We start from the raw sequence: 21436 nt of genomic DNA on the forward strand, positions 1-21436 counted from the left end.
AAACTCATGCGCCGCGACGAGATCGTTGATATCCGCGCCTTTGTCGTCGCGAGTTCCGGCGCGGGCGGCGACTACCACGATCGGGAAGCCGGCCACTGGTTGATCGACACCCAGATCGCCAATCCGATGTCCGTTTATCCAGAGTATCGGGCATCGCGGACGAGTTGGGGGATCGCGGTCCTCGGCTCCATCCTCGTCGAGGTCGAAAGCCGCGGCGGCACGGTTGGTGTCGCGACGGCGCTCGGCGGCCCGCCAGCCTGCTTTCTCATCGAGGAGCACTTCCGCCGTTTCCTCGTCGGTAGCGACCCACGCGACATCAACCGTATGTGGGATCAGATGTATCGCGCCAGCCTTCCCTACGGCCGCAAGGGGGTCGTCACTGCGGCTGTCTCGGCGGTCGATCTGGCACTATGGGATTTGCTCGGGCGCCTCCGAGACGAGCCGGTCTACGCGATGACCGGCGGTGCGACTCGCGACGCGATCAGCCTCTACTGCACCGGTCCCCGGCCGGAGGCCGCCAAGGCGCAAGGATTCTGGGGCGGCAAGGTGCCGCTGCCGCACGGTCCGGCGGAAGGCGAGCCGGGTCTGAGACGCAATGTCGAATTTCTGGCGGCGCATCGGGCTGCCGTCGGCCCCGATTTCCCGCTGATGGTCGACTGTTACATGTCGCTGGATGTGACCTACGCGGTCGCATTGGCAGAAGCGCTGAAGTCGGTCGGCATCCATTGGATCGAGGAAGCACTGTCCCCAGATGACATCGACGGGCATCGCATCCTCAAGGAGCGCTGCCCCACCACGCGCTGGACCACCGGCGAGCATGAGTACACGCGGTATGGGTTTCGCGCGATCCTCGAAAGTCGCGCCATCGACATCGTTCAGCCCGATCTGACGTGGGTCGGGGGGTTGACCGAGGCGATGCGGATCAGCGCCATGGCCGCTGCCTACGACACGCCGGTCGTCCCGCATGGATCGGGCGACTACAGCTACCATTTCGTCATGGCCCAGCCGCACATTCCGTTCTGCGAGTATGTCAACATGAGCGCCGCCGGCGACGTCATCGGACCGATCTTCGGCGATCTGTTCGAAGGCGAGACGCTGCCGGAAAACGGCCGGGTTCGCCTCGCCGACCGACCCGGCTTCGGCTTGACCGTGCGCGAGGGCGTTGCCCTCGAGCGGCCTTACGTAGGCGGCTGAAGCCTCTCTGCGTCCGTCACAGGACGTCGTAGATTTCATCCATATCGGTGTCGCCGATCCGCTTGTCGAGCACGATCTCGCCGCGGTCCATCGCCACGATCCGGTCGCAGCACTCGAAGACGTGATGGATGTTGTGGCTGATGAAAATGCCGGTGACGTTCTGCTCCTTGAGCGAGCGGACGAAGCCGATGACCTTGTTGGTCTCCTTCACCGACAGGTGGTTGGTCGGCTCGTCGAGAATCATCACCTTTGACTTGAAGTGCATGGCGCGGGCGATCGCCACCCCCTGGCGCTGACCGCCGGAGAGTTCGCCGACGATGGCGTCAGGCGAGCGCAGATGCAGGTCGACATCAGCGATCGCCTTGACGCTGTCGTCGCGCATCTGGCGCTGGTCCATGATGCCGATGCCGCCGATCGAAAACTTCAATGGCTCGCGTCCGATGAAGACGTTGCGCGCGATCGACATCGACGGGACCATCGAATTGTACTGGTAAATCGTCTCGATGCCGAGATCCATCGCCTGCCGCGGATTGGCGATGTTGACCTTCTTGCCATCGAGCAGGATGTCGCCTTCGTCCTGACGCTGAGCGCCGGAGAGGATGTTGATCAGGGTCGATTTGCCGGCGCCGTTGTCGCCGACCAGCCCGAGTGCCTCGTTCGGGTAGACGTCGAGCGAGACGTCCTTGAGCGCATGCACGCCCGAATACCATTTGTGCAGGTTGCGAACGGAGATGATTGGCTCGGCCATCACTCAGGTCTCCACCTTGATGAACCTGGCGCGACGCCGGAGCCAGGCATTGGCGACCACGGCGAAGATGGTGAGGAAACCGATCGCGAACTTGAACCAGTTGGCATCGACCTGACTCAGCACCAGGCCGTTGTCGATGACGCGGATCAAGGTTGCACCGATGATCCCGCCGAGGATTGTTCCGATCCCACCGGTGAGTGCCGTTCCGCCGATGACGGCGGCAGCGACCGCTTGCAGCTCCATGCCTTCGCCGATCGACGGCAGAGGGGTGCCGAGCCGTAGCACCTGGATCATTCCAGCGAAGCCGGCGAGCATCGAGCAGATCATGAAGCACGCCATTTTCACCCGGGCTGTGGGAATACCCATCGAACTCGCCGCCGGCAGGAAGCCACCGGTCGCCCGCACCCAGTTACCGAAGTTGGTCAGGGAGAGAAGGATGGTCATCAGGACCGCGATCCCGACAAACCAGACGAACGACATGCGGAACAGATCGCCGGGGCCAACGAAGACGGTGAACAGCCACCTGGGCAGGTCGGTTGGCAGGAGCGGCGGGAAGCCACCGGAAATCACCACGGTCAGCGACCGTGCCATGAACAGCATGCCGAGGGTGGTGATGAAGCTTGGGATAGTGAACCGGATGGTGACGAAGCCGTTGACGAAACCAACGGCGGCGGCGGCGGCGAGGCCTGCGCAGAAGGCGAGGGCAAACGGCGTCCCGCCCTCCATCAGCACCGCCATCACCATCGGCATCAGCGCGAAGACGGACCCCACCGACAAGTCGAATTCGCCGCAGATCATCAAAAGCGTGACACCGATCGCCACCAGTCCCATTTCGGGCAGAATGCCGAGGATGCCGCGCAAGTTCGCCTGGTTCAAAAAAACGCCATCCGACTGAATCTGGAAGACGACAACCAGAACGATGAGAAGCACGAGGCCGGCGAGCTCGGGCTTCTCAAGATAGATTTTCAGGAGACGCTTCATCCGCGGCCGATATCCTGTCTGGTCGGCTAATGTGGGGCGGCGGACCACCCCACATCAGGGTTTCAGCTAGCGAACGCCTTGGCGGGAGAGATCCCACAGCTCCGGCACGTCTTCGACGAACACGAGACCCTGACCGGTGTCGATATCGCTCGGCGACAGGCCGACGGTCTTGGCGAGATACACCTGCATCACCGGCATGAAGCCCTGCATGTAAGGCTGCTGGTCGACCTGGACTTGGATGTAGCCGGCCTCCATCTGCTGCAGCACCTCCGAGACGATATCGAAGCCACCCATCAGCACGGTGCCGGGCTCGATGCCGCGATCGGCGAGAACCTGGGCGACGAAGGCGTGCCACAAGCCAGTGTCGAAGTAGACGGTCGTGTCCGGGTTGGCGTTGAGGTAGGCGCCGACGCGATCGGCGACGACAGCACCGTCGGTACCGGTGTCGAGGCGTTCGATGACCACCTCGCGGTCCGGATTGGTGGCGGCGAATTCCTCAAGATACTGGATAACGCCGGCGGCACGCTGCTCCGACCAGTTCTGACCCGGCGCGGACACGCCAACCAGCGCCTTGATCGGGCCTTCCGCGGGGAAGAACTCGGCCATGGCCTTACCAAGTGAGTAGCCGGCCGGGATAAAGCCCTGGCCGATGAACGCCTGCCGCGCGCTTCCATCGGCGCCATCGGTATCATCGACATTCGAGGCGATGACGATCACGCCGTTGGCGCGGGCGTCGGCGATGATCTGATCGAAGGCCTGGTTGTCGACGATCGAGGTAATCAGCGCATCGGGGCTGCGAGCGAGCGCTGCCTGCATGTTGGCGGATTGCTGGTCGATCGACCCCTCCGTCTGGGTGAAGATCATCTGACAGTTGGCTTCGAGCTTCGAGCAAGCATCGTCGAAGCCCTTCTTCACCGCTTGCCAGAAGGGATTGGAGGCGGACGAGTGGTGGGTGAAGACGATGTTGAGCGGCTCGGCCGCGACGGCCGTGGCAAGGCCGGCGCTTAGAGCCGCGGTGAGGGTCAGCAGTTTCAGTTTCGACATGGTTTGGAACTCCTCCCTTGGTGGACCATGGTCTCTGTCGCCGCGCCTCTAGGTCAGCGTCGAGGCGCGGGTATGCACGGTGAAGCGATCGGCAAGATCCGGCGCCAGGTCGAGCCCGAGTCCGGGCCCCGGGGGAACCGTGATCATGCCGTCGCGCACCTCCGGCACCGCGGTGACCAGATCGCGGTACCAGGTGTGATAGTGGGCGCGAACGCTCTCCTGGATCATCGCGTTCGGCGCGTTGAGCGACAGGTGGGTACCGACGGCGAGTGCCACCGGGCCGGTGCAGTCGTGGGGCGCGACCGGCAGGTGCCAGGCCTCCGCCATCGCTGCGATCTTGCGCGCTTCCGACAGGCCGCCGCACCAGCCAATGTCGAGCATGACGATGCCGGCCGCGCCGGTTTCCAGCAGATCGCGGAACGCGAATCGGGTGCCGAGCGTTTCGGAGGCGCAGACCGGGGCGGGCGAAGCGTCGGCGTAGCGCCGGAGGTCGCCGAGGCTGTCCATCCGGATCGGGTCTTCGTGCCAGAACGTGTTGTAGGGCGCGAGCGCCTTGGCGATCTGGATCGCTGGTGTGAGCTGCCACAGCGAGTGGAACTCGACCATGATGTCGATCCGGTCGCCGACCGCCTTGCGGATCTTCTCGAACGGTTCGAGCGCCGCCTTGAGTTGATCCTTGGTGATGAACTGACCGTCGTTTTCTTCCGCGGCGACGTCGAACGGCCAGATCTTCATCGCGGTGAGCCCCTCGGTGAGGAGCGACTCGGCCAGTTCATCGGCACGATTGAGAAAAGCGTCGAGGTCTTCGTAAGGAGAATCCGACTTGCCGAGGCCCCAGTTGTCGGAGCGTTGGCCGTTTGCCGTGCGGATGTAGTTGGTTCCGGCGCAGGTGTTGTAGGTGCGGATGCGTTGGCGGGAAAACCCGCCGAGAAGCTGGGCGATCGGCTGGTCGGTGACCTTGCCGAAAACGTCCCAGAGCGCGATGTCGAGGGCTGAGTTGCCGCGCATTTCGGCACCTGTCGACCGGAATCCGACATAGGGCACGAGGTCGTGGGCGAGGCGGTCTATGGCGAGCGGATCGTGCCCCAGCACTTTTGGAGCGACGGTTTCGTGGATATACGCCTCGACTGTTGCCGCCATCAGGAACGTTTCGCCGAGCCCGCTGACACCTGCGTCGGTGTGGACCCGCACCCACAGCAGGTTGGGGAACTCGTCAACGCGGATCGTTTCGATGCCGGTGATTTTCACGTGTAGCCCCCCACTCAGTTGATCCCGGCCGCGAGCAGAATCGTGACCGTCTTGTCGAAGTGCTCCGCCATCGCCGTTTCGGCGCTGGCGCGATCGCGGTCGGCGATGCTGTGGGCGATCGCCTCGTGGCAGGCGATCGATGCCATCCGCTCGCCATCAGTCGCTCGCGCCCGCCAGCCGATCTGCCACGTCTCACGGGTGACTACGTGGAACGCGCCCATCATCAGTGCGAACATCGGGTTACGGCTGGCGGCAGCGATCGCCTCATGAAAGGCGATGTCATGCTCCATGACCTGATCGGCGTGATCGAAGTCGGCGCGCATCGCCGCGGCCAGCCGTGCGATCTCTGCCGCCTCCGGCTCTGTACGGCGCAGCGCTGCGAGCCCTACGGTTCGCATCTCGACCGTACGGCGGACATCGAGGATTTGCTGCACTGAGATCTGATCGGTCTGCACAACGTGATCGAGCACGACGGCGAGCACGCTGGGGTCCATGGTCGAGACCCGAGCGCGCCGTCCATTGCCGACGTCGATCAGCTTAAGGGTCGCCATCGACCGGTACGCTTCGCGAACCACCGCGCGTGACACATCCATGCGTTCCGCGAACGCGCTTTCGCTCGGCAGGATGTCCCCCGGCGCAAGATGATTGGCCCGGATATGCGCCTGGAGCGCGGCCATCACGGCCGGGACCAGTCCGCCCGGGTTGCGGTGTTCATCGCCGTTCGACGGTACCTGCACGCTCCAAACCTATCTGATAGGTCTCAACAGTGCGCCAGACAATTGCATCCGTAGCTATTTGTCAACCCGCGTCGAGCACCGGCGTCTCTTCCATCCAGCTGTCGAGTTCGGCGAACGTCGATGTTCCTTCCATAGGGCCGCGAACCGTCACTTGCCGACCCCCGGCCGCGTTCGCATAACGAAGGCTGTCCTCAAGGTTTTCGCCGAGGACGTGGCATGCGACGAAGGCCGCGCAGAAACAGTCGCCGGCCCCGGTAGGATCGATTTCGTCCACCCGGTGGGCCGGCACCGCGATCGAGCCGTCGGCTCGGTAGCCCGTTGCGCCCCGCACGCCATCCTTAATGACCACCAGCGGGATCCCGCGCGCTATCAGTTCGGCCGCCGCCGTATCCGGCCGGCTCGCGGCAGTGAACAGGAAGACCTCCTCGCCGCTCGGCAGGAAGATGTCAGTACGCTCCAGTATCCAGTCGAAGAAGGTGCGCGCCTCGGTGCTGTCGAGCAGCTCTCTGCGCACATTCGGGTCGAATGAGACGGTGCCACCGCGCGTCTTCACGGTTTCGACGATCACCCGAACGACTTCCCGGATCGTATCGGAACTCACCGATGAACCCGCCAAGTGGAAGTGCGTTGCCTTGTCGAGCAACGTGACTCCGGCCTCGTCGATCGCCAATTGACCGCTGGCGCTGTCTTTGAGGTTGAAGATGAAATCGCGCTCACCGTTCGGCCGGTAGCGGACGAAGGCGGAGCCGGTGGCGGCACCGGGAATGACGGTGATCGCCGAGATATCGACGCCATCCGCCCTCAGTCGGTCGAGATTGAGCCAGCCGAAATCGTCATCGCCGACTGCGCCGATCATCCCGCACGGGACGCCGAGCTTGCCGACCTGATCGATGAAGATAGCCGGCGCGCCGCTCGGAAAGGGGCCGGTCAAGGCCTGCGCCTGGCGGAAGCCGTGTCCTTGCGTGTCAGCGAGAATCTCCACCAGGATTTCGCCAGCGGTCACGATGAAGCCCATCGCCGTTCTCCTGCGAGCGACCGTTGAGCCTTACAAACTACAGAGCGCGTCCCACCAGGCAAAGGCGGGCAGGTCCCGGCCCACGGTTATTGCGGGGTGATGGTGATACGATCGATCGCCAGGGGTGCGTTACTGCCGGTGATGTCCGACCAGATGCCAATGTAGTTGGCGCTGTCCGGATCGCCGACCTCGCCGATCGGGACCCGGAAGTTGAAGCTGTAGTCATCGAGCGTGCGGCTCGGCACGAACACGATCCAGCCGCTGTTGCCTCGATCGCCGGCCGAGAAGGCCGCTGCGAAGGGAGTCGGCTCGTCCCGGCTTCCAGTTCGGGCGGAAATCGTCACGCGGACAGCGCGGCCCTCGATGCGGGGCAGCAGAGAGGCGGGGACTTCGAGCGAGACGCCTTCGGTAACACCCGCCGGGCTAGCGGATGTCCGGCTTGACCGCAGCCAGACGACCGGTGGACTGACGGACGTATCTTCCTGGATGATGTTGCCGTCGGCGGCCGAGAGCGCACCGGCATCGCCGGAGAAGATGACCTCGGCATTTTGGGTCGGCCGGCTCGGGCTGATGATCGAACCGCCGAGGCCGAGCCGGGTCCCGTCAATCCACCCCAGCATGATGGCCAGATACCCCCCACCAGCGACGACGACCAGAATGATCACGATCGCGAGCAAAATGGTGAGGATGCGCCGCAGGGCCGAGGGCCGTCGCGGAGGGCGCTCCTGCGACGGCCGTTCGCGGCGCGCCCAGCGCTGATCCTGATCGGGCCAGTCTTCGTCGGAATCACGGTTCGGCGGCTGCGTGCCGCGCTCGTCGAAATATGGGTCTTCGCGTTGAGACATATCGCCGGTTTGTCAGCGTCGCGCCGTCAGCCCAAAAGGGCGATCTACGACGACAGCTCCGAAACGAAATAGTCATAGGCGTCGGCGAATCCGTCAACGTCAAGATCGAGCTGCATGAGCTGCTTGTTGCCGCGCACGTAACTGGCGGACACCCGGCTGCTGCTTCGCACCGCAACCACCAGGTCGTCCGTCAGCGGCACCCGGGCGAAGCACACACGCGGCCCGCAGATGTCGTATCCAAGTGTCACTGGATCGGCGTCACCAATGAACAGTCGAATGCCCTCCTTGATCGAAACACCGGACGGTACCGTCACCGTCTGGACCAACTCGTTGTCCTGGTTGCGGCTTATGGCCCATGCCAGCACCAGCTGGCGATCCTGTGCTCGTACCTGCGATTGATACATCGTGCAGCGCTTCTGCTGCTCGTCATCGTCGACGCACGACACTGTCCAGCCGTCGAACGTCCGCTCGGTGCGGGTGACGGCCTCGGCGGGTCCGGCGAGCACGACGGCGAAGCCGACCGCTGCCAGCGTGCCGCTGATACGGGCCCACGTACTCGGACCTCTATCCGCCGCCTTGTCGACTGCTTTCCCGGCTTGGGAATCGAAGCCTGTCATCGCGTTTTACCTTCTGTGTCGAATCGTTGAGTCATCGGGCTCGCCGCGTACCCTGTCGCCACGGCGGTCTCTTATCAGGTCGTGTATCTTGCAACCAGTCGCCAATTGCCGCTACCAACCAGAAAAGCCAGCGGGCCGGACCGAGTCCCTCGGACGCCCGTTTTGCGGAGCCTAGTGCATGAGCGATCCCAAGAAATCAACCGCCGGGCGGGCAGACCCGGCAACTGGCCACAATGTTTCGGCCGGTCTCGGCCCGGGCCCGGCGTCCACGCCGCGCGAACCGCCACCGGCGCAGTCCGAGCAACCGGCGACGACCGGTCGACCGCCGGCGCATTCGGCGCCTCCGCCTCCGCCGCCACTGGGCGCACCCCGCCCGCGTGCTCAGGCGGCTGCCGGACACCGGCCGGCGGTTCCCGGCTCACCGCCTCCGCCTGCTCCCGGACGGTCGGCGGCGACTCAGGCGCGCGCGGCCGGCAGCCCCAATCGTCCCGTCCAGGTCTCGGTCCAACAGGCGATGGACGAGGCCCTGCGGCTTTACAATGCCGGCCAGCTCGAGCCCGCGCTCCACATCGCGTCAAGGGTCGCCGAGGTGCGACCGCGATTCGCGCTGGCCCATAATCTCGTCGGTGCCATCCAGGTTGCGGCCGGTCGCAGTCCCGAGGCGGTCAAGGCGTTCCAGCGTGCCATTCGCCTGGATGACACCAATCCCCAGTTCCACGCCAATCTCGGCGAGACCGAGCGCCAGCGTGGCAAATTGCGTGAGGCCGGGATTTCGCTGAACCGGGCTGTTGAGCTCGATCCGCGTTCGTTCCAGGCGCTCAACAATCTCGGGATCGTTCACTTCGACCGCAAGGAATACGAGGAGGCGTGCGCCTTCTACCGCCGGGCGGTCGCGGTCAACCCGGACTATCCGGAGGCCCACAACAATCTCGGCAACGCGTTGCGGATGCTCGACAAGACCGAGGAGGCGCTGGAGGAATATCAGAAGGCGCTGATGATCCGGGAGGATTATCCCGAAGCCTACAACAACCTGGCGACGATCCTGCGCGAGCAGGATCAACCGGTCGAGGCCGAGCACGCCTATCGCAAGGCGATCGACCTCAACCCACGCTACCTGGATGCCTACAACAACCTGGCTCAGTTGTTAGTCGGCCTTGACCGACGTGACGAAGCGTTACGGGTGCTCGGCTCGGCGCTCGACATCAATCCGCAGCACGTGGAGACGCTGCTTCAGGTCGCCCGGGTTCAGCTTGAAAAGGGAAGCTTCGAACCGGCCGAAAAGGCGTGTCGGGTGGCGATTGAACTCGAACCCGGAAACGCCCGGACCCACGCCACGCTCGGCGAGGTTCTGAACGACATCGAGCGTTTCGAGGAGGCGGCTACCGCCTACGAGGCTGCGCTGGAGATCGATCCCGAACTGTGGGACGTGCGCAATCACTACGGCAATTGCCTGAAGTCTCTGGGCCGGCTCGACGAAGCGCGCGCCGAGCTGCTGCGGTCACTGGAGATCAACCCCAAGGCGCTCGGCGTCTACACCAATCTGTCCGACCTTGAGAAATACACACCGGACAACCCCCGCTTCATCGAGATGCAGAAGGTCCTGGAGGAAGCCGAGGACCCGATGGACCGACGCTACACCGCCCTGCATTTTGCCATGGGCAAGGCCTACGACGACGTCGGCGAGCATGAGAAGGCGATCGATCACTACATCTCTGGCGCGAAATTGAAACGGGCAACACTCGACTACGAAGAGGCGGAATCGATCAGCTTTTTCAACGGGATCGAGGAGACGTACGATGCGGAATTCCTCGCCAACCCGCCGTTCGAGGGACACCCGTCAGACAAGCCGGTGTTCATCGTTGGCATGCCGCGGTCGGGGTCTACTCTCATCGAGCAGATCCTCTCCAGCCACCCGCAGACCTATGGCGGCGGCGAGACCAAGGAGATCAGCCGCCGCCTTGGCTCCCTGCGATCACGCTTCCCGGCGCTGCCGAAATACCCTGAACTCGGCACCCGGATGAATACCAGTCAGTATAAGCTGGTAGCCGACGGCTATATCGACACGCAGTCGGCTCTCGCCGGTGATGTGCAACGAATGACGGACAAGCTTTTGTCCAATTTCTATTTCGTTGGCTTTCTCCACGTCATGTTTCCCAATGCAAAATTCATCCATACGGCGAGAAACCCGGTTGACTCGTGTATTTCAACATTTTCGAAGCTGTTCAAGGACGACATGCCGCACAGCTACGATTTCGGTGAGCTTTCACGATACTACAAACGGTATCAGAAACTGATGGCGCACTGGGAAAAGATCCTGCCGCCAGGGATCATGGCCACCATCGCCTACGAGGACGTGGTCGAGAATCTCGAGGACAGGTCGCGAGAGCTCGTGGACTTCGTCGGTCTTCAATGGGATCCCGCCTGCCTCGCGTTCCACGAATCGGCGCGGCCGGTGCGCACCGCCAGTGTCGTCCAGGTGCGGAGCCCGGTTTATACAACCTCCGTGGGGCGCTGGCGCCGCTACGGGCCGGCGATTCAACCGCTGGCTGATGCGCTCGGGGTAACCTCTCCTTAACTTTCCCCACCATCTGTTGCCCTGGGGCCACGCGATGGCTTCTTTGCGGCGAGAAGGCGGCTCTTTGCCTTGATTGCCGCGCGAATCTGGGCATAGTGCCAGTGGACAAAGACCTCGGGCGGGGACTCGAGGGATTTTGATGTGGTCGCCAAAGGGGGCGCAAGTGGTTTCGAAAAAAGCAATTTCGGCTCTGTTGACCGGCGCCTCGATCGCTACGCTGGCGTTGGCGGGGCGGGCCTCGGCAGGGACAACGCTGAGTTTTGGAACGACGGCGGTCGTGGATTGGATCGACGACACGACGTTCCTGAACATTGTGCCAACCACAATCGTTGGCACCTTCACCAATGACGCGACTATCAGCCCTGGCGTCTTCAACGGTCCCGGTTCGCTTGCGGTCCACATTGAGCCCGACGTTGAAATCGGCGAATTCGTCAACTCCGGGGACGGTGTCATCCGCGCCCTGAACGGCATTATCCCGACCGACAATGCGACCGCGACGGCGCTGCTCATCGAGGGTGACGTTCCTCTGACCACCAACAACGGCCTGATCGAAGCAAGGGCGCTGGGGGTCGATATTCTCTTTGGCGGCGACGATGTCTCGGCTACTGCCTACGGTATCGTGAGCCTTCCGGATGGTGGCGGCGAAAAGACGACGATCGTCAATAACAACAAGATTATCGCCGATGCCCGGGCGGTCGCCGCCGACGTTCTTGGCGATGCTACTGCAGACGCCGTGGCGTTCGGCGTCTATCAAACCTTGTTTGACGACGGCGACCTGGCCCGTGCCAAAACCACCAACAACAGCAAGATCGACGCCTACGCGGAGACCGATGTTTTTGCTGGCGAGGAGGCTTACGGCACCGTCGGGGCTTTCGGTATTTATCAGGAGCTGAACGACAACGGGCCGCTGGCTGACAAACTGAAGGCCAAGGCCGTTAACAACGACAAGATCCTGGCTGAGGCGCGTGCGCGGGTTGGGGCGGTCGAAGATGCGTTTGTCACCTATGCCGCCGCTATCGGGATCGACCAGTTCGTTCAATCTGACGAAAGCTCTTCCGATATCGGCAGGGCGGTCGCAAGAAACTCGGGTCTGATCTCGGCTTCGGTCAACGCCCGAGCCGCCGCGCTTACCTATCAAGCGGTGTCGCAGGGTTATGGCGCCGGCATCCAGCAAACCGTGGACGACGCGATCAACGTATCCGCCCTCGCGAGGAATACCGGCGACATTTATGTCGACGTTGTTTCGCGCGCCAAGCTGCTTCATGGCACCTATGCGGGTGCCAATTCGACGGCCATCGGCATCAATCAGGACGTCGACGCGTTCGAGGGCGACGACCCGGATCCGGAGACCGCCAAGGCGACAGCGAGGAACACAGGGCACATCGACGTGGCAACGCGGTCGGTGGCCAAGGGTATCAGTCTTCGGCCTCCGCCGTTTTGCTGCGGTCCCGGGTTCGGGGTTTCCTTTGCGCGCGCCTACGGCATCAAGCAGGAGGTCGACGATGCGCCGGACGTGATGGCGCGGATCAGGAACAGCGGCCGGATCGACGTCGTCGCTGAGGCCAAGTCGAGCTTCTGGCTTGGAACCTATCTCGGTTCGTTCGCCGAGGCGGCGGGCGGCTACCAGGAGGCCAACGAAGGCTTCAATAGTCACGCGCGGTTCGTCAACTCCGGCGACGTCTATGTCGGCGCCAAGGCGACCTCGGAATTCGTGATTCACGGCGATGAAGCCGCTTCGTGGGCGCGGTCTGGTGGCAGCGTTCAGGACGTCTTCGACAGTTTCAAGGGTTCGGCCCTGTTCGAGAACAAGGCGGACGGAAGGGTCTGGAGCAGCGCGGAATCCAACGCGCGCGCCAAGTATGCCGATGCCCGTGCCGAGTCGGTCGGCGTGGGGCAATATGTTGAGGTAGAAAACAAGGCCCGCGCGCTTGCCAAGAACTATGGCGAGCTTGGGGCCTGGTCGGAGGCGGATGCGACCGCCACCTATCAAGCCGACGCCCGGGCCGGCGACACCTTTGGTGTCGATCAGTACGCAGAAGGCCGCGATCCGAAGGCGCGGACGGTCAACGAGGGCTCGATCTACGCTTCGGGCGATGCGTTTGCCGAAGCGCGGCTCGGTTTTCGGGCCTTGCCCGACGACGTATTCGAGCCGGCGGAGGCTTTCGCCAGCGTGACCTATGTCGCCGGTGTCGCCCAGAACGCCGAGGGATTCGGCTTCGACACGCTCGTTTCGCGGACGCTCTCCAAGAACACCGGCACCATCATGGCCGACGGGCATGCCAAAGCGCTCGGCGGTACCTTCGCCGAAGCCAGAGTCGACGGTGTGTTTGGCGTCGTGCAGCGTTCGGATCGCGGCCTTACGGTCTTCAACGACGTATATAATTCCGGCGATATCGTCGCCAGCGGCAAGGCCGTCGCCAAGGTGGCGCGGGACGAGTTTTTCCCTGTGGTGTTCATCCAACCGTTGCCACTATTCGGGCCGCCGCCACCATGGAGCACCGCCCGGGCCGATGGCGATGTGTTCGGCGTCAGCCAGGCCGCGGACGGCTATATCGGTGGCGGCTTCCCGTTCAACTACGGCGAACTGGCTGAGAACACCGTCGACAACAGCGAGTTGATCAGCGCCACCCTGCTGGCCAAAGCTATGGGTCGGGGTGATTATGAGGCGACATACGCATCCGCCTATGCCGACGCCACTGGCGTCGACCAAGGGGCTTGGAGCGCCCGCACGGCCTCCAACAAGGTCGACAATAGTGGTGTCGTTGTCGCCGAGGCCAGAGCCAAGTCCGAGGCGTGGTACGATTCGGATGCGCATGCCGACGCGATCGGTATCGACCAGCACGCGGATGCGTACTTTGAATTCGATGATGTGGCCAAAGTTCCGGATGGGTCGCTTGGCAAAAACGTTGTCAACAACAGCGATTGGGTCGGTGCCTATGTGAAGGCCGAGGCGTTGGGCCCCGGCGGCGGGGCAGCGACGTATGCTTATGCGGACGTCGATGGAACCGGCGTCGATCAGGATGCCTTCGGCAAAACCGCCAAGAACAAGGTCAGCAATACGAGCACGATTCAGGCCGAGGCCGGGGCGCTGTCCCGCGCTTGGGTGGAATCGGACGCTTATGCCGATTCGTATGGGATCGACCAATACGCCTCATACAACGGCGCCGGAGAGATCGTCGCGAGCCTCGCCGAAAACACGGTCAACAACACCGATTGGATCGGCGCCAATGCGCTAGCCCGTGCCTTTGGCAAGGGCGGCGGCGCCGCGACCTACGCCACCGCCGATGCATCGGGGACCGGAATTGAGCAGGACGCGAACGGTGCTTGGAAGAACCGCAACAGCGTCGATAACAGTGGCTCGGTCTATGCGGACGCCGTCGCGAGATCGCGTGGTATTTACTCCGACGCGCGTGCTGAAACGGACGTCATCGACCAGGACGCATACGGCTTTTACGAAAGCGAACTGTTTGCAGCGAAGTTTGCCAAGAACACGGTCAACAACACCGACTGGATCAGCGGCAGCGCTTTGGCGAAAGCGTTCGGTGGCAACAACCAAGACGCGATGAGGGCCGATGCCGATGCCGAGGCTTCTGGCGTCGATCAGGACGCCGAGTATGCCCGGACGACGTATAACAAGACCAACAATACGGGCACCATCGATGCATCCGCATGGTCTTTCGCGGAGGCTTGGTACGACGCCGAATCCGACTCCGATGCCTACGGTGTTTTCCAGTACGCCAGCGGCTATATAGGCGGCGGGCTCTTAGGATATGGCGATCTCGCCAAGAACGTCGTCAACAACGACGGTTGGGTGAGTGCCGACGCCTACGCCAAGGCGACGAAAGACAACAACGGCTTCGCCACCTATGCGGATGCGGACGCAAGCGCGACAGCTGTCCAGCACGAAGTACGGGATGCGTGGACGATGAAGTCCAAGTTCACCAACACCGGCTGGGTGGCGGCGACCGCGCAGGCCAAAAGCAAAGGACATTGGGCAACTGCCTATACTGAAGCCGAGGGCTACGAAAGCGACTTCGATGCAGGCCCGGACGGCGCCGTCGGCGAGGGGTATTTCCTCAACGACAAGGACGGTACGATCTGGGCCGACGCGTATTCGAACGCCAAGGGCAAAGAGTTCGCCTTGGCGGAAGCCTACGCGCAGGGCGTTGGCTATGACATCGGCGACAGCGGTCCGTCGGTGCCGGTGACGCTGGATGGTGTCAACAAAGGCTTGATCTACGCGACGGCGCTGGCCAAGGCATCCGCCGCCACCTACGAGGCCGCCGCCGCGACGGCGTTCGGCGTCGCCTTCTTCACTGAGGGCATGCTGGACGGCAAGTTCAAGAACACTTCCAGCGGTCTGATCTCGGCGATCGCGACCGCGAAGGCCGACGAAGGCTACGCTTGGGCGGTGGGTATCTACGATCCGTCGGCTGCCAACAACATGAAGGTAGTCAACAAGGGGTCGATCTACGCCTACGCCGAAGGACCTGAGGCGGCGGCGACGGGTATCGCGGTTGCCGGTACCTTTAGTGACTTCGACCTCTAAGAGGAAGAGAACATCGCCAAGATCGTCAACGATGGCGGTGACATCTGGGCCGGCTACTCGACGGACGGCGGCGAGACCATCCAGCGCGGCAACGCCATCAACACCGACGAAGGTCCGGTCCTCGATGGCGAAATCGCCTATCCCGAGGCGCCGAACACGGTCGAGATCACCCTTTCGAACGACGAGCCGGCGAATATCTGGGGCAACATCGACATCACCGGCGACGACTCGATCACGGTGATTGATGGCCAGACCAACTTCGACGGCATCATCAACCCGGATGAAGTGCTTGAGGGCACCCTCAACATCTTCACCGACGGCAAGCTGGTCTTCCTGAATCCGGATGTCGGGGTGATGGGTGGCCCGAGTCCGTTTACCGATGCCGGGCCGTCTCACGCCTTTGTCGATACGTTCAACATGAACAACAAGGGCACGCTGGCGATCGAGTTCTCGCCGGATGACTCGGCCGGGGCGTACACCACGATCAACGCGAACGAGGCCAACCTGAAGGGTACGTTCTCGGCGATCTACGGGTACAACCTCTACGACGATAAGATGTTCTACGATAACGTCATCGACGCCGAGGATCGCAACGGCAAGTTCACCAAGGTCGTCGACAATTCGGCGCTTCTGAAGACCACGCTGATCTACGACGGCGATGACAATGTCGACGTGAAGGTCAAGCGCCAGGGCTTCGGCGACGTCAAGGGGCTGACCAAGAATCAGGAGTCTGTCGGCGACGGCATCGAAAAGGTCTACGACAAGGTCTCGGGCAATGGCGACTTCGCCCAGATGGTCGAAAACCTGTTCATGCTGAACGAAAAGGACTACCAGGACGCCCTGGATCAGCTGTCTGGCGCCGAGTTCGCCCAGATGGCCCAGTCGCTGCTCTGGTCGACCAACATCCTCAACGCGTCGGTCACCGACCGGATGGACTGCGGTCTTAACTGGTTGCCGGGTGCCGGTTCAGACGGCGAGCGTGGTTACGACTCTTGCTTCGAGCCGGGACAGTTCCAGCTCTGGGGTCGGATCACTGGCGGCTGGAACACCAACGACGGTGACGAAAACGCGCCGGGCTACGATGAGACCCAGCAGGGCTACTATGTCGGCGCTGACTATGCCTTCAACGACAAGCTGTTCATGGGCTTGGCGGGCGGTTACTTCAGCTCCGATATGGACTTCAACAAGTGGGGCGGCCGTGACGGTGCGACGATCGACTACGATGGTGCCCAGATCGCGCTCTACGGTGGCTGGGACAACAGCAAGTCGTATCTGCGCAAGATCGTCAGCTTCGGCAGCTATAGCGGCGAAAGCCACCGCGACGTCGGCATCGGCATGTCGCCGGTGGACCCGGACGGCAACTTCGACGCCTCTGTCGTCTCGGCCTATGGCGAAGTCGGTCATCGCTTCGACGTGATGAACAACACGATGCTGACGCCGTTCCTGGGCCTTGGCCTGGCCAGCGCCGACATCGACACGTTCACCGAGAAGGATCCGAACGGAACCGGGGCAGCGCTCAAGGTCCGCGGTACGGACGCTTCGTCCTTCGCCTCGACCCTGGGTGTCCGCGTCAACGGCAAGTGGGGCGCGCTTACCCCCGAGCTGTCGCTGGCCTGGCGTCATGAGTTCGATCAGACCACCCAGAAGGTGCACACCGGGTTCGCCTCGGCGCCGGGCAACGCCACCTTCGACGTGATCAGCTCCGATCCGGGTGCGGATGCACTGCTTGTCGGTGTCGGCGGGACCTATCAGGTCAACGGTTCGAGCGATGTGATGCTCCGCTACGACGGGACGTTCATGTCGGGCTACGACTCGCAGAACGTAACCGCCCGTTGGACATCGAAGTTCTGATCCGATCGGATCGGCAAAAGGATACGAGAGAGCCCCTCCCGGGGCTCTCTTGGTATTGAGCGTATGGTCCGCGCGGATTATCGGTTGACACAGTCCGGATATCGACATCACGTCGCACGCGACGAATGCGGCTTGGCGTTATAATGGCCCCGCGACCCTGTCCACGGTTCTGACTGATGGCGAAGCTTCCGACTCTCGACGATGCCCTGCGGTGGGCTGAAGACCCCGAGGCAACTGACCGCCGGCGCTACATCGCCGCCGATGTTCTGATTTCCTGGGGCATGATCGATCGGGCCGAGCCCCTGCTGGAGCGGCTCAGTCAAAACCCGCAACTGACCGGTCGGCTGAAGCGGCTCAGAGCGGCGGCGCGGCAGCTCCGGCGCAGTGGTGTCCTCAACGATCTGGCGGCAATGACCGACGCGGGATCGGAGCTGATCGACGGTCGCCACGAAGCCTATACCGCCCGTTACGACGGCGACAGCAACAAGGTGATCGTCGTATTCACCGGCGCCGATCCCCGCTTTTGGCTGTCGCTGATGATGCTGCACATGTTTCTGAAGCGGTTGAACACCCACGTCATCTACCTGACCGATCTGAGACGGCTGATTTTCTTCGATGGCCTCGCGACAGTGGCGCGCGGCTATGACGGGCTGCTGGAAGCCTTGCGGACGGCGATCGACGGCCTTGGTGCCAACGACATTCACGTCATGGCGAATTCGGCCGGAGGGTTCGCCGGATTGCGCTACGCGATGGATCTGCAAGCGAAATCGTTCCTTGGCATGAGCATCCGTACCGACTTGTCGATCGGCAGTCCCGTTCCGGTCGGCAGCTTCTTCCAGCGCCCCGAGTTGCGCCAGATCGCGCCGCATATGCTGGTCGACCTGAAACCAATGCTGCAGGAGAGCGGCTGGCCAGAGCGGATCAAGCTCTACGCCGGCGACGCCAATCCCGTCGATCGCCCGCATGCTATGCACATCGCCGATCTGCCGAATGTCGACGTCACGCTTTTGGCTGGCCAAAGCGAGCACGACGTCACGTCGCGATTGCTGGCACAAGGCGAATTCGAGGACGTATTGCGCGACTTCGTGTACGGGCCCGACCGGCCTTCGGAGGACACGCGGCGATGAATGCGCCGCCGCGCAACGAGAGCTTCAATCGCGTCCGCTCCGTCGCGGCGTCGGTGGAGCGTCATGCGCGGGAGCGACCGCACGATGTCGCTTTCCGTCTTCGCGGGCGCCATGCGTCGCAGACGCGTGAGATTGATTGGCGCACCCTCGATGATCGGGCGCGGCGGATTGCCGGCGCCCTGGAGGAGCACGGTGTTGCCGGGCAGCCGGTAGCGATTATCTGTCCATCGCCGCTCGACTTCGTCGCCTCTTTGTGCGGCTGTCTTTACGCTGGGGCCGTCGTCGTCCCCGTTCCGGCGGTCGCCACGCGGCGCGCCGCCGAGCGAATCCGATCGACGATCGAAACCGCTCGCCCCCAGGCGATTCTTGCACCGGCGGATGTGCTCGCCCAGCCGTGGATCGCCGAGCTTCTGAACCCAGATGTGCGAGGCGTTGCCTTGGAAGCAGCACTCGATCACGTGCCGATCGGCAATCGGCGGCCGATCGAGGCGAGTGACGACGCGCTGATGCAGTTCACTTCCGGGTCGACCGGCACCCCGCGCGGAGTGGTCCTGACTCAGGCGAACCTCGCGGCGAACTGTGCGGCAATTGTCGAGACCTATGGGCTGAGTGCCGCGACCCGTGGGTTCTCATGGCTGCCGCTGCATCATGACATGGGCTTGGTGGGCCATATCCTCACGCCGCTGTGGATCGGCTGCCGGTCGACGCTGATGGATCCGCTGCTCTTCCTCCAGTCGCCCCTCCGCTGGCTTCGTCTGGCGACCGAGGAGCGGGCGACGATCACCAGTGCTCCCAACTTCGCGTTTGCCTTGTGCGTGCGTGCCGCCGAGACCGAAAGCCTCGACGATATCGATTTGTCCTCCGTGACGGCGGCGGTCTGTGGAGGCGAATCGGTCTGGCCCGAGATAATGACCCGTTTCTGCGACATCTTCGCCCGCGCCGACTTTGACCCGGCCGCCTTCGCGCCGTCATACGGACTGGCCGAGGCGACGCTGCTGGTGTCGAGCGGCCGACGCCAGGGCGGCCCGCGCGTCTTCAACGGTCCAGTCGTGGAGGCTGTCGGCAATGACGAATCAGAGGTTGCGACCGTGGACCTCGGCGCACCGGTGCGTGGCGTCTCGATTCGAATCGTAGATCAAGCCGGGCAGCCCTGCGGTGAGCGGGTCCTCGGCGAGATCGAGATTTCCGGCCCTTGTGTGGGCCGACTTGTCTCCGCCGACGCCGACAGCAACCGCACCGATGCTGTCATGACTGGAGACCTCGGTTTCGTTGCCGACGGTGCTCTGCACATCACCGGTCGGCGCAAGGAACTGATCATTCTACGGGGGCAGAACGTCTATCCGGCCGATATCGAGAGCGCGGCGGAACGGGCCGACCCTGCGATCCACGCCGGGGCCGTGGCGGCGGTCGCGACACCGAGCGGCGGCACCGAAGAGATGCTCGTCGTATTCGAGGCCGAGTCCGGGGCGTTGGAGAGTGAGGGCTTTGCCGCCATCTGCCGCAACGTCAATCAGGGTGTGACCCGGGCGACCGGGTATACGCCCGGCATCGTGGCCGCTGTGCGCCGCGGGGCGCTCCCCCGGACGACGAGTGGCAAGATCAAACGGCGGCTCGTCGCCCGTCTCTTTAGGGACGGCGAGCTGCGGCCGCTCGCCATTAAGGGCGCGTCGGCCGGTTTGGAGGCGGAACCATCATGACCGAACGTCCGGCGACAGCACCTGTCGACTCCAGCAGCGACTCGTTCGTGCGCGATCCGGCGCCGCACTATGCCGTCCTGCGTGAGACGTGTCCGATCTCCTGGCAGCCGCGATCCAACGCCTGGTTGATCGCGCGCTACGACGATGCTGTCGCGGCGCTGCGAAATCCTCACATGGCACATGTCGGCATCTTGCGGCCATGGTTCGCCTTGCGGGACCGCCACGGAATCGACTTTCCCAATAGTATCAAAGTTGTCAGTGCTATGGCCTTCAATTACGAGGGCGATGCACACACCGTGATGCGACGGACTTTCGCCAAGGCGATCGCTCCGTTTGCCAATGTGCAGGATCGGTTTCGGGCGGCCGCGGACCGGCTGCTGGACAAGGGGCGCCGCGAGGGGCGCTTCGATTTCGCGGAAGACTTTGCCAATCGACTTCTGTTCGAAATCATATGCGACCTTTCCGACATCAACGCCGCCGACCGTCCGACCCTCTACCCGATGAGCCGGCTGTCGTGGGCGGCAGACGCCGAGATTTCCATCCGTGAGCGGCGCATTATGGAAGACGCGCTGAGAGACGTTCTTGAACTCCTTCGAGACCGGGCCCCGGCCATCCTCGAGCGTTCGCCCGACGGACTGCTCGCCTCGATGCGGGGGGCGTTGCCAGACGACGAGCCGGACAAGACGGAAGCGACCATCGTCAATTTCTGCGTGATGCTGATGATGGGCAACGATGCGCTGGGCGGGAGCTTTGCCTTCGCCGTCCGCTGGTTGCTCGACGAGGCGCGAACCGAAGACGAGCGGATCCCACAATCCCAATGGGGAGAGCTCGCCGACGAAATCTTCCGTTTCAGTGCGCCGGTGGATTTCCTCAGCCGTTTTGCGACCGGAGACACGTCGGTCGGCGGCGTTGAGATGGCATCCGGCGATCGTCTCTTGGCATCGCCGCTTGGCGGTAATCACGATTCGTCGAAGTTCGGGCCGAACGCAGAATCCGTTTGCCCGCACAGCCAGCAAGGGGTCGGGCTGACGTTTGGTGCCGGTCGCCATCTGTGCGTCGGCATGCAGATGTCGCGCAGCATTTCCCAGTCGGCCATGCAGGCTCTGGCAGAGCTGCCAGAGATGGCGTTGGCGGGGCCAACCGTCCAGGCGCGAGGCAAGATTATCCGTACGCTGGAGTCGATGCCCGTTGTCCTGACCTAGCGTGAC

At 63.1% G+C, this 21436-nt stretch carries 15 protein-coding genes; 7 read left to right on the forward strand and 8 right to left on the reverse strand.

Annotated features, from left to right (window positions below):
* The first annotated feature begins 6 nt into the window (after positions 1 to 6).
* Positions 7 to 1194 (forward strand): L-rhamnonate dehydratase, encoded by a 1188-nt coding sequence (rhmD, locus tag ACO076_RS08110; RefSeq protein ID WP_421726216.1) that lies wholly within the window; start codon positions 7 to 9, stop codon positions 1192 to 1194.
* A 16-nt stretch (positions 1195 to 1210) separates the two neighbouring features.
* On the opposite strand, the gene ACO076_RS08115 is transcribed toward rhmD, so the two are convergent.
* The 8 genes from ACO076_RS08115 to ACO076_RS08150 form a co-directional block, all read right to left on the reverse strand.
* A complete protein-coding gene (locus ACO076_RS08115) occupies positions 1211 to 1942 on the reverse strand; it encodes an ATP-binding cassette domain-containing protein (protein ID WP_421726217.1) in 732 nt (243 codons plus the stop codon).
* Positions 1943 to 1945: 3 nt separating this feature from the next.
* On the reverse strand, positions 1946 to 2923 hold the full coding sequence (locus ACO076_RS08120; RefSeq protein WP_421726218.1) for an ABC transporter permease: 978 nt from the start codon (positions 2921 to 2923) through the stop codon (positions 1946 to 1948).
* Positions 2924 to 2989: 66 nt separating this feature from the next.
* A complete protein-coding gene (locus ACO076_RS08125; RefSeq protein WP_421726219.1) occupies positions 2990 to 3967 on the reverse strand; it encodes a sugar ABC transporter substrate-binding protein in 978 nt (325 codons plus the stop codon).
* Between the two features lie 48 nt (positions 3968 to 4015).
* The gene (locus ACO076_RS08130; RefSeq protein ID WP_421726220.1) at positions 4016 to 5215 is read right to left on the reverse strand and encodes a mandelate racemase/muconate lactonizing enzyme family protein; all 1200 of its coding nucleotides are present in this window, start codon (positions 5213 to 5215) and stop codon (positions 4016 to 4018) included.
* A 14-nt stretch (positions 5216 to 5229) separates the two neighbouring features.
* Positions 5230 to 5892 (reverse strand): FadR/GntR family transcriptional regulator, encoded by a 663-nt coding sequence (locus ACO076_RS08135; protein ID WP_421726696.1) that lies wholly within the window; start codon positions 5890 to 5892, stop codon positions 5230 to 5232.
* Between the two features lie 121 nt (positions 5893 to 6013).
* Positions 6014 to 6967: a sugar kinase gene (locus ACO076_RS08140; RefSeq protein WP_421726221.1), complete on the reverse strand. Its 954-nt coding sequence runs from the start codon at positions 6965 to 6967 to the stop codon at positions 6014 to 6016.
* A gap of 86 nt (positions 6968 to 7053) precedes the next feature.
* Positions 7054 to 7812, reverse strand: coding sequence for a hypothetical protein (locus ACO076_RS08145; RefSeq protein ID WP_421726222.1), 759 nt, complete (start codon positions 7810 to 7812; stop codon positions 7054 to 7056).
* A gap of 44 nt (positions 7813 to 7856) precedes the next feature.
* On the reverse strand, positions 7857 to 8429 hold the full coding sequence (locus ACO076_RS08150) for an invasion associated locus B family protein (protein ID WP_421726223.1): 573 nt from the start codon (positions 8427 to 8429) through the stop codon (positions 7857 to 7859).
* A gap of 514 nt (positions 8430 to 8943) precedes the next feature.
* Here ACO076_RS08150 and ACO076_RS08155 point away from each other — a divergent pair.
* The 6 genes from ACO076_RS08155 (at position 8944) to ACO076_RS08180 (ending at position 21430) form a co-directional block, all read left to right on the forward strand.
* Positions 8944 to 11004 carry a tetratricopeptide repeat-containing sulfotransferase family protein gene (locus ACO076_RS08155; protein ID WP_421726224.1) on the forward strand — a complete coding sequence of 687 codons (2061 nt, stop codon included), beginning with the start codon at positions 8944 to 8946 and terminating at the stop codon, positions 11002 to 11004.
* Between the two features lie 163 nt (positions 11005 to 11167).
* A complete protein-coding gene (locus tag ACO076_RS08160) occupies positions 11168 to 15553 on the forward strand; it encodes a hypothetical protein (protein WP_421726225.1) in 4386 nt (1461 codons plus the stop codon).
* A gap of 237 nt (positions 15554 to 15790) precedes the next feature.
* Positions 15791 to 17404 (forward strand): autotransporter outer membrane beta-barrel domain-containing protein, encoded by a 1614-nt coding sequence (locus tag ACO076_RS08165; protein WP_421726226.1) that lies wholly within the window; start codon positions 15791 to 15793, stop codon positions 17402 to 17404.
* A 176-nt stretch (positions 17405 to 17580) separates the two neighbouring features.
* Entirely contained in the window at positions 17581 to 18531 is a 951-nt protein-coding gene (locus ACO076_RS08170) for a hypothetical protein (protein ID WP_421726227.1), read from the forward strand.
* Positions 18528 to 20228: a fatty acyl-AMP ligase gene (locus tag ACO076_RS08175; RefSeq protein WP_421726228.1), complete on the forward strand. Its 1701-nt coding sequence runs from the start codon at positions 18528 to 18530 to the stop codon at positions 20226 to 20228. The genes ACO076_RS08170 and ACO076_RS08175 overlap by 4 nt, the downstream gene beginning before the upstream one ends.
* Positions 20225 to 21430 carry a cytochrome P450 gene (locus ACO076_RS08180; RefSeq protein ID WP_421726229.1) on the forward strand — a complete coding sequence of 402 codons (1206 nt, stop codon included), beginning with the start codon at positions 20225 to 20227 and terminating at the stop codon, positions 21428 to 21430. Before ACO076_RS08175 ends, ACO076_RS08180 begins: the two co-directional genes overlap by 4 nt.
* Positions 21431 to 21436 lie beyond the last annotated feature (6 nt).

The organism is Bauldia sp. (assembly GCF_965232525.1).
Taxonomy (GTDB): domain Bacteria; phylum Pseudomonadota; class Alphaproteobacteria; order Rhizobiales; family Kaistiaceae; genus Bauldia.

Bases quoted from the DNA above. Each gene is read 5' to 3' on its own strand.
- ACO076_RS08150 (WP_421726223.1), bottom strand. From the start codon at position 8,429: ATGACAGGCTTCGATTCCCAAGCCGGGAAAGCAGTCGACAAGGCGGCG.
- ACO076_RS08175 (WP_421726228.1), top strand. From the start codon at position 18,528: ATGAATGCGCCGCCGCGCAACGAGAGCTTCAATCGCGTCCGCTCCGTC.
- ACO076_RS08135 (WP_421726696.1), bottom strand. From the start codon at position 5,892: ATGGCCGCGCTCCAGGCGCATATCCGGGCCAATCATCTTGCGCCGGGG.
- ACO076_RS08115 (WP_421726217.1), bottom strand. From the start codon at position 1,942: ATGGCCGAGCCAATCATCTCCGTTCGCAACCTGCACAAATGGTATTCG.
- ACO076_RS08140 (WP_421726221.1), bottom strand. From the start codon at position 6,967: ATGGGCTTCATCGTGACCGCTGGCGAAATCCTGGTGGAGATTCTCGCT.
- ACO076_RS08155 (WP_421726224.1), top strand. From the start codon at position 8,944: ATGGACGAGGCCCTGCGGCTTTACAATGCCGGCCAGCTCGAGCCCGCG.
- ACO076_RS08170 (WP_421726227.1), top strand. From the start codon at position 17,581: ATGGCGAAGCTTCCGACTCTCGACGATGCCCTGCGGTGGGCTGAAGAC.
- ACO076_RS08125 (WP_421726219.1), bottom strand. From the start codon at position 3,967: ATGTCGAAACTGAAACTGCTGACCCTCACCGCGGCTCTAAGCGCCGGC.
- ACO076_RS08180 (WP_421726229.1), top strand. From the start codon at position 20,225: ATGACCGAACGTCCGGCGACAGCACCTGTCGACTCCAGCAGCGACTCG.
- ACO076_RS08145 (WP_421726222.1), bottom strand. From the start codon at position 7,812: ATGTCTCAACGCGAAGACCCATATTTCGACGAGCGCGGCACGCAGCCG.
- rhmD (WP_421726216.1), top strand. From the start codon at position 7: ATGCGCCGCGACGAGATCGTTGATATCCGCGCCTTTGTCGTCGCGAGT.
- ACO076_RS08120 (WP_421726218.1), bottom strand. From the start codon at position 2,923: ATGAAGCGTCTCCTGAAAATCTATCTTGAGAAGCCCGAGCTCGCCGGC.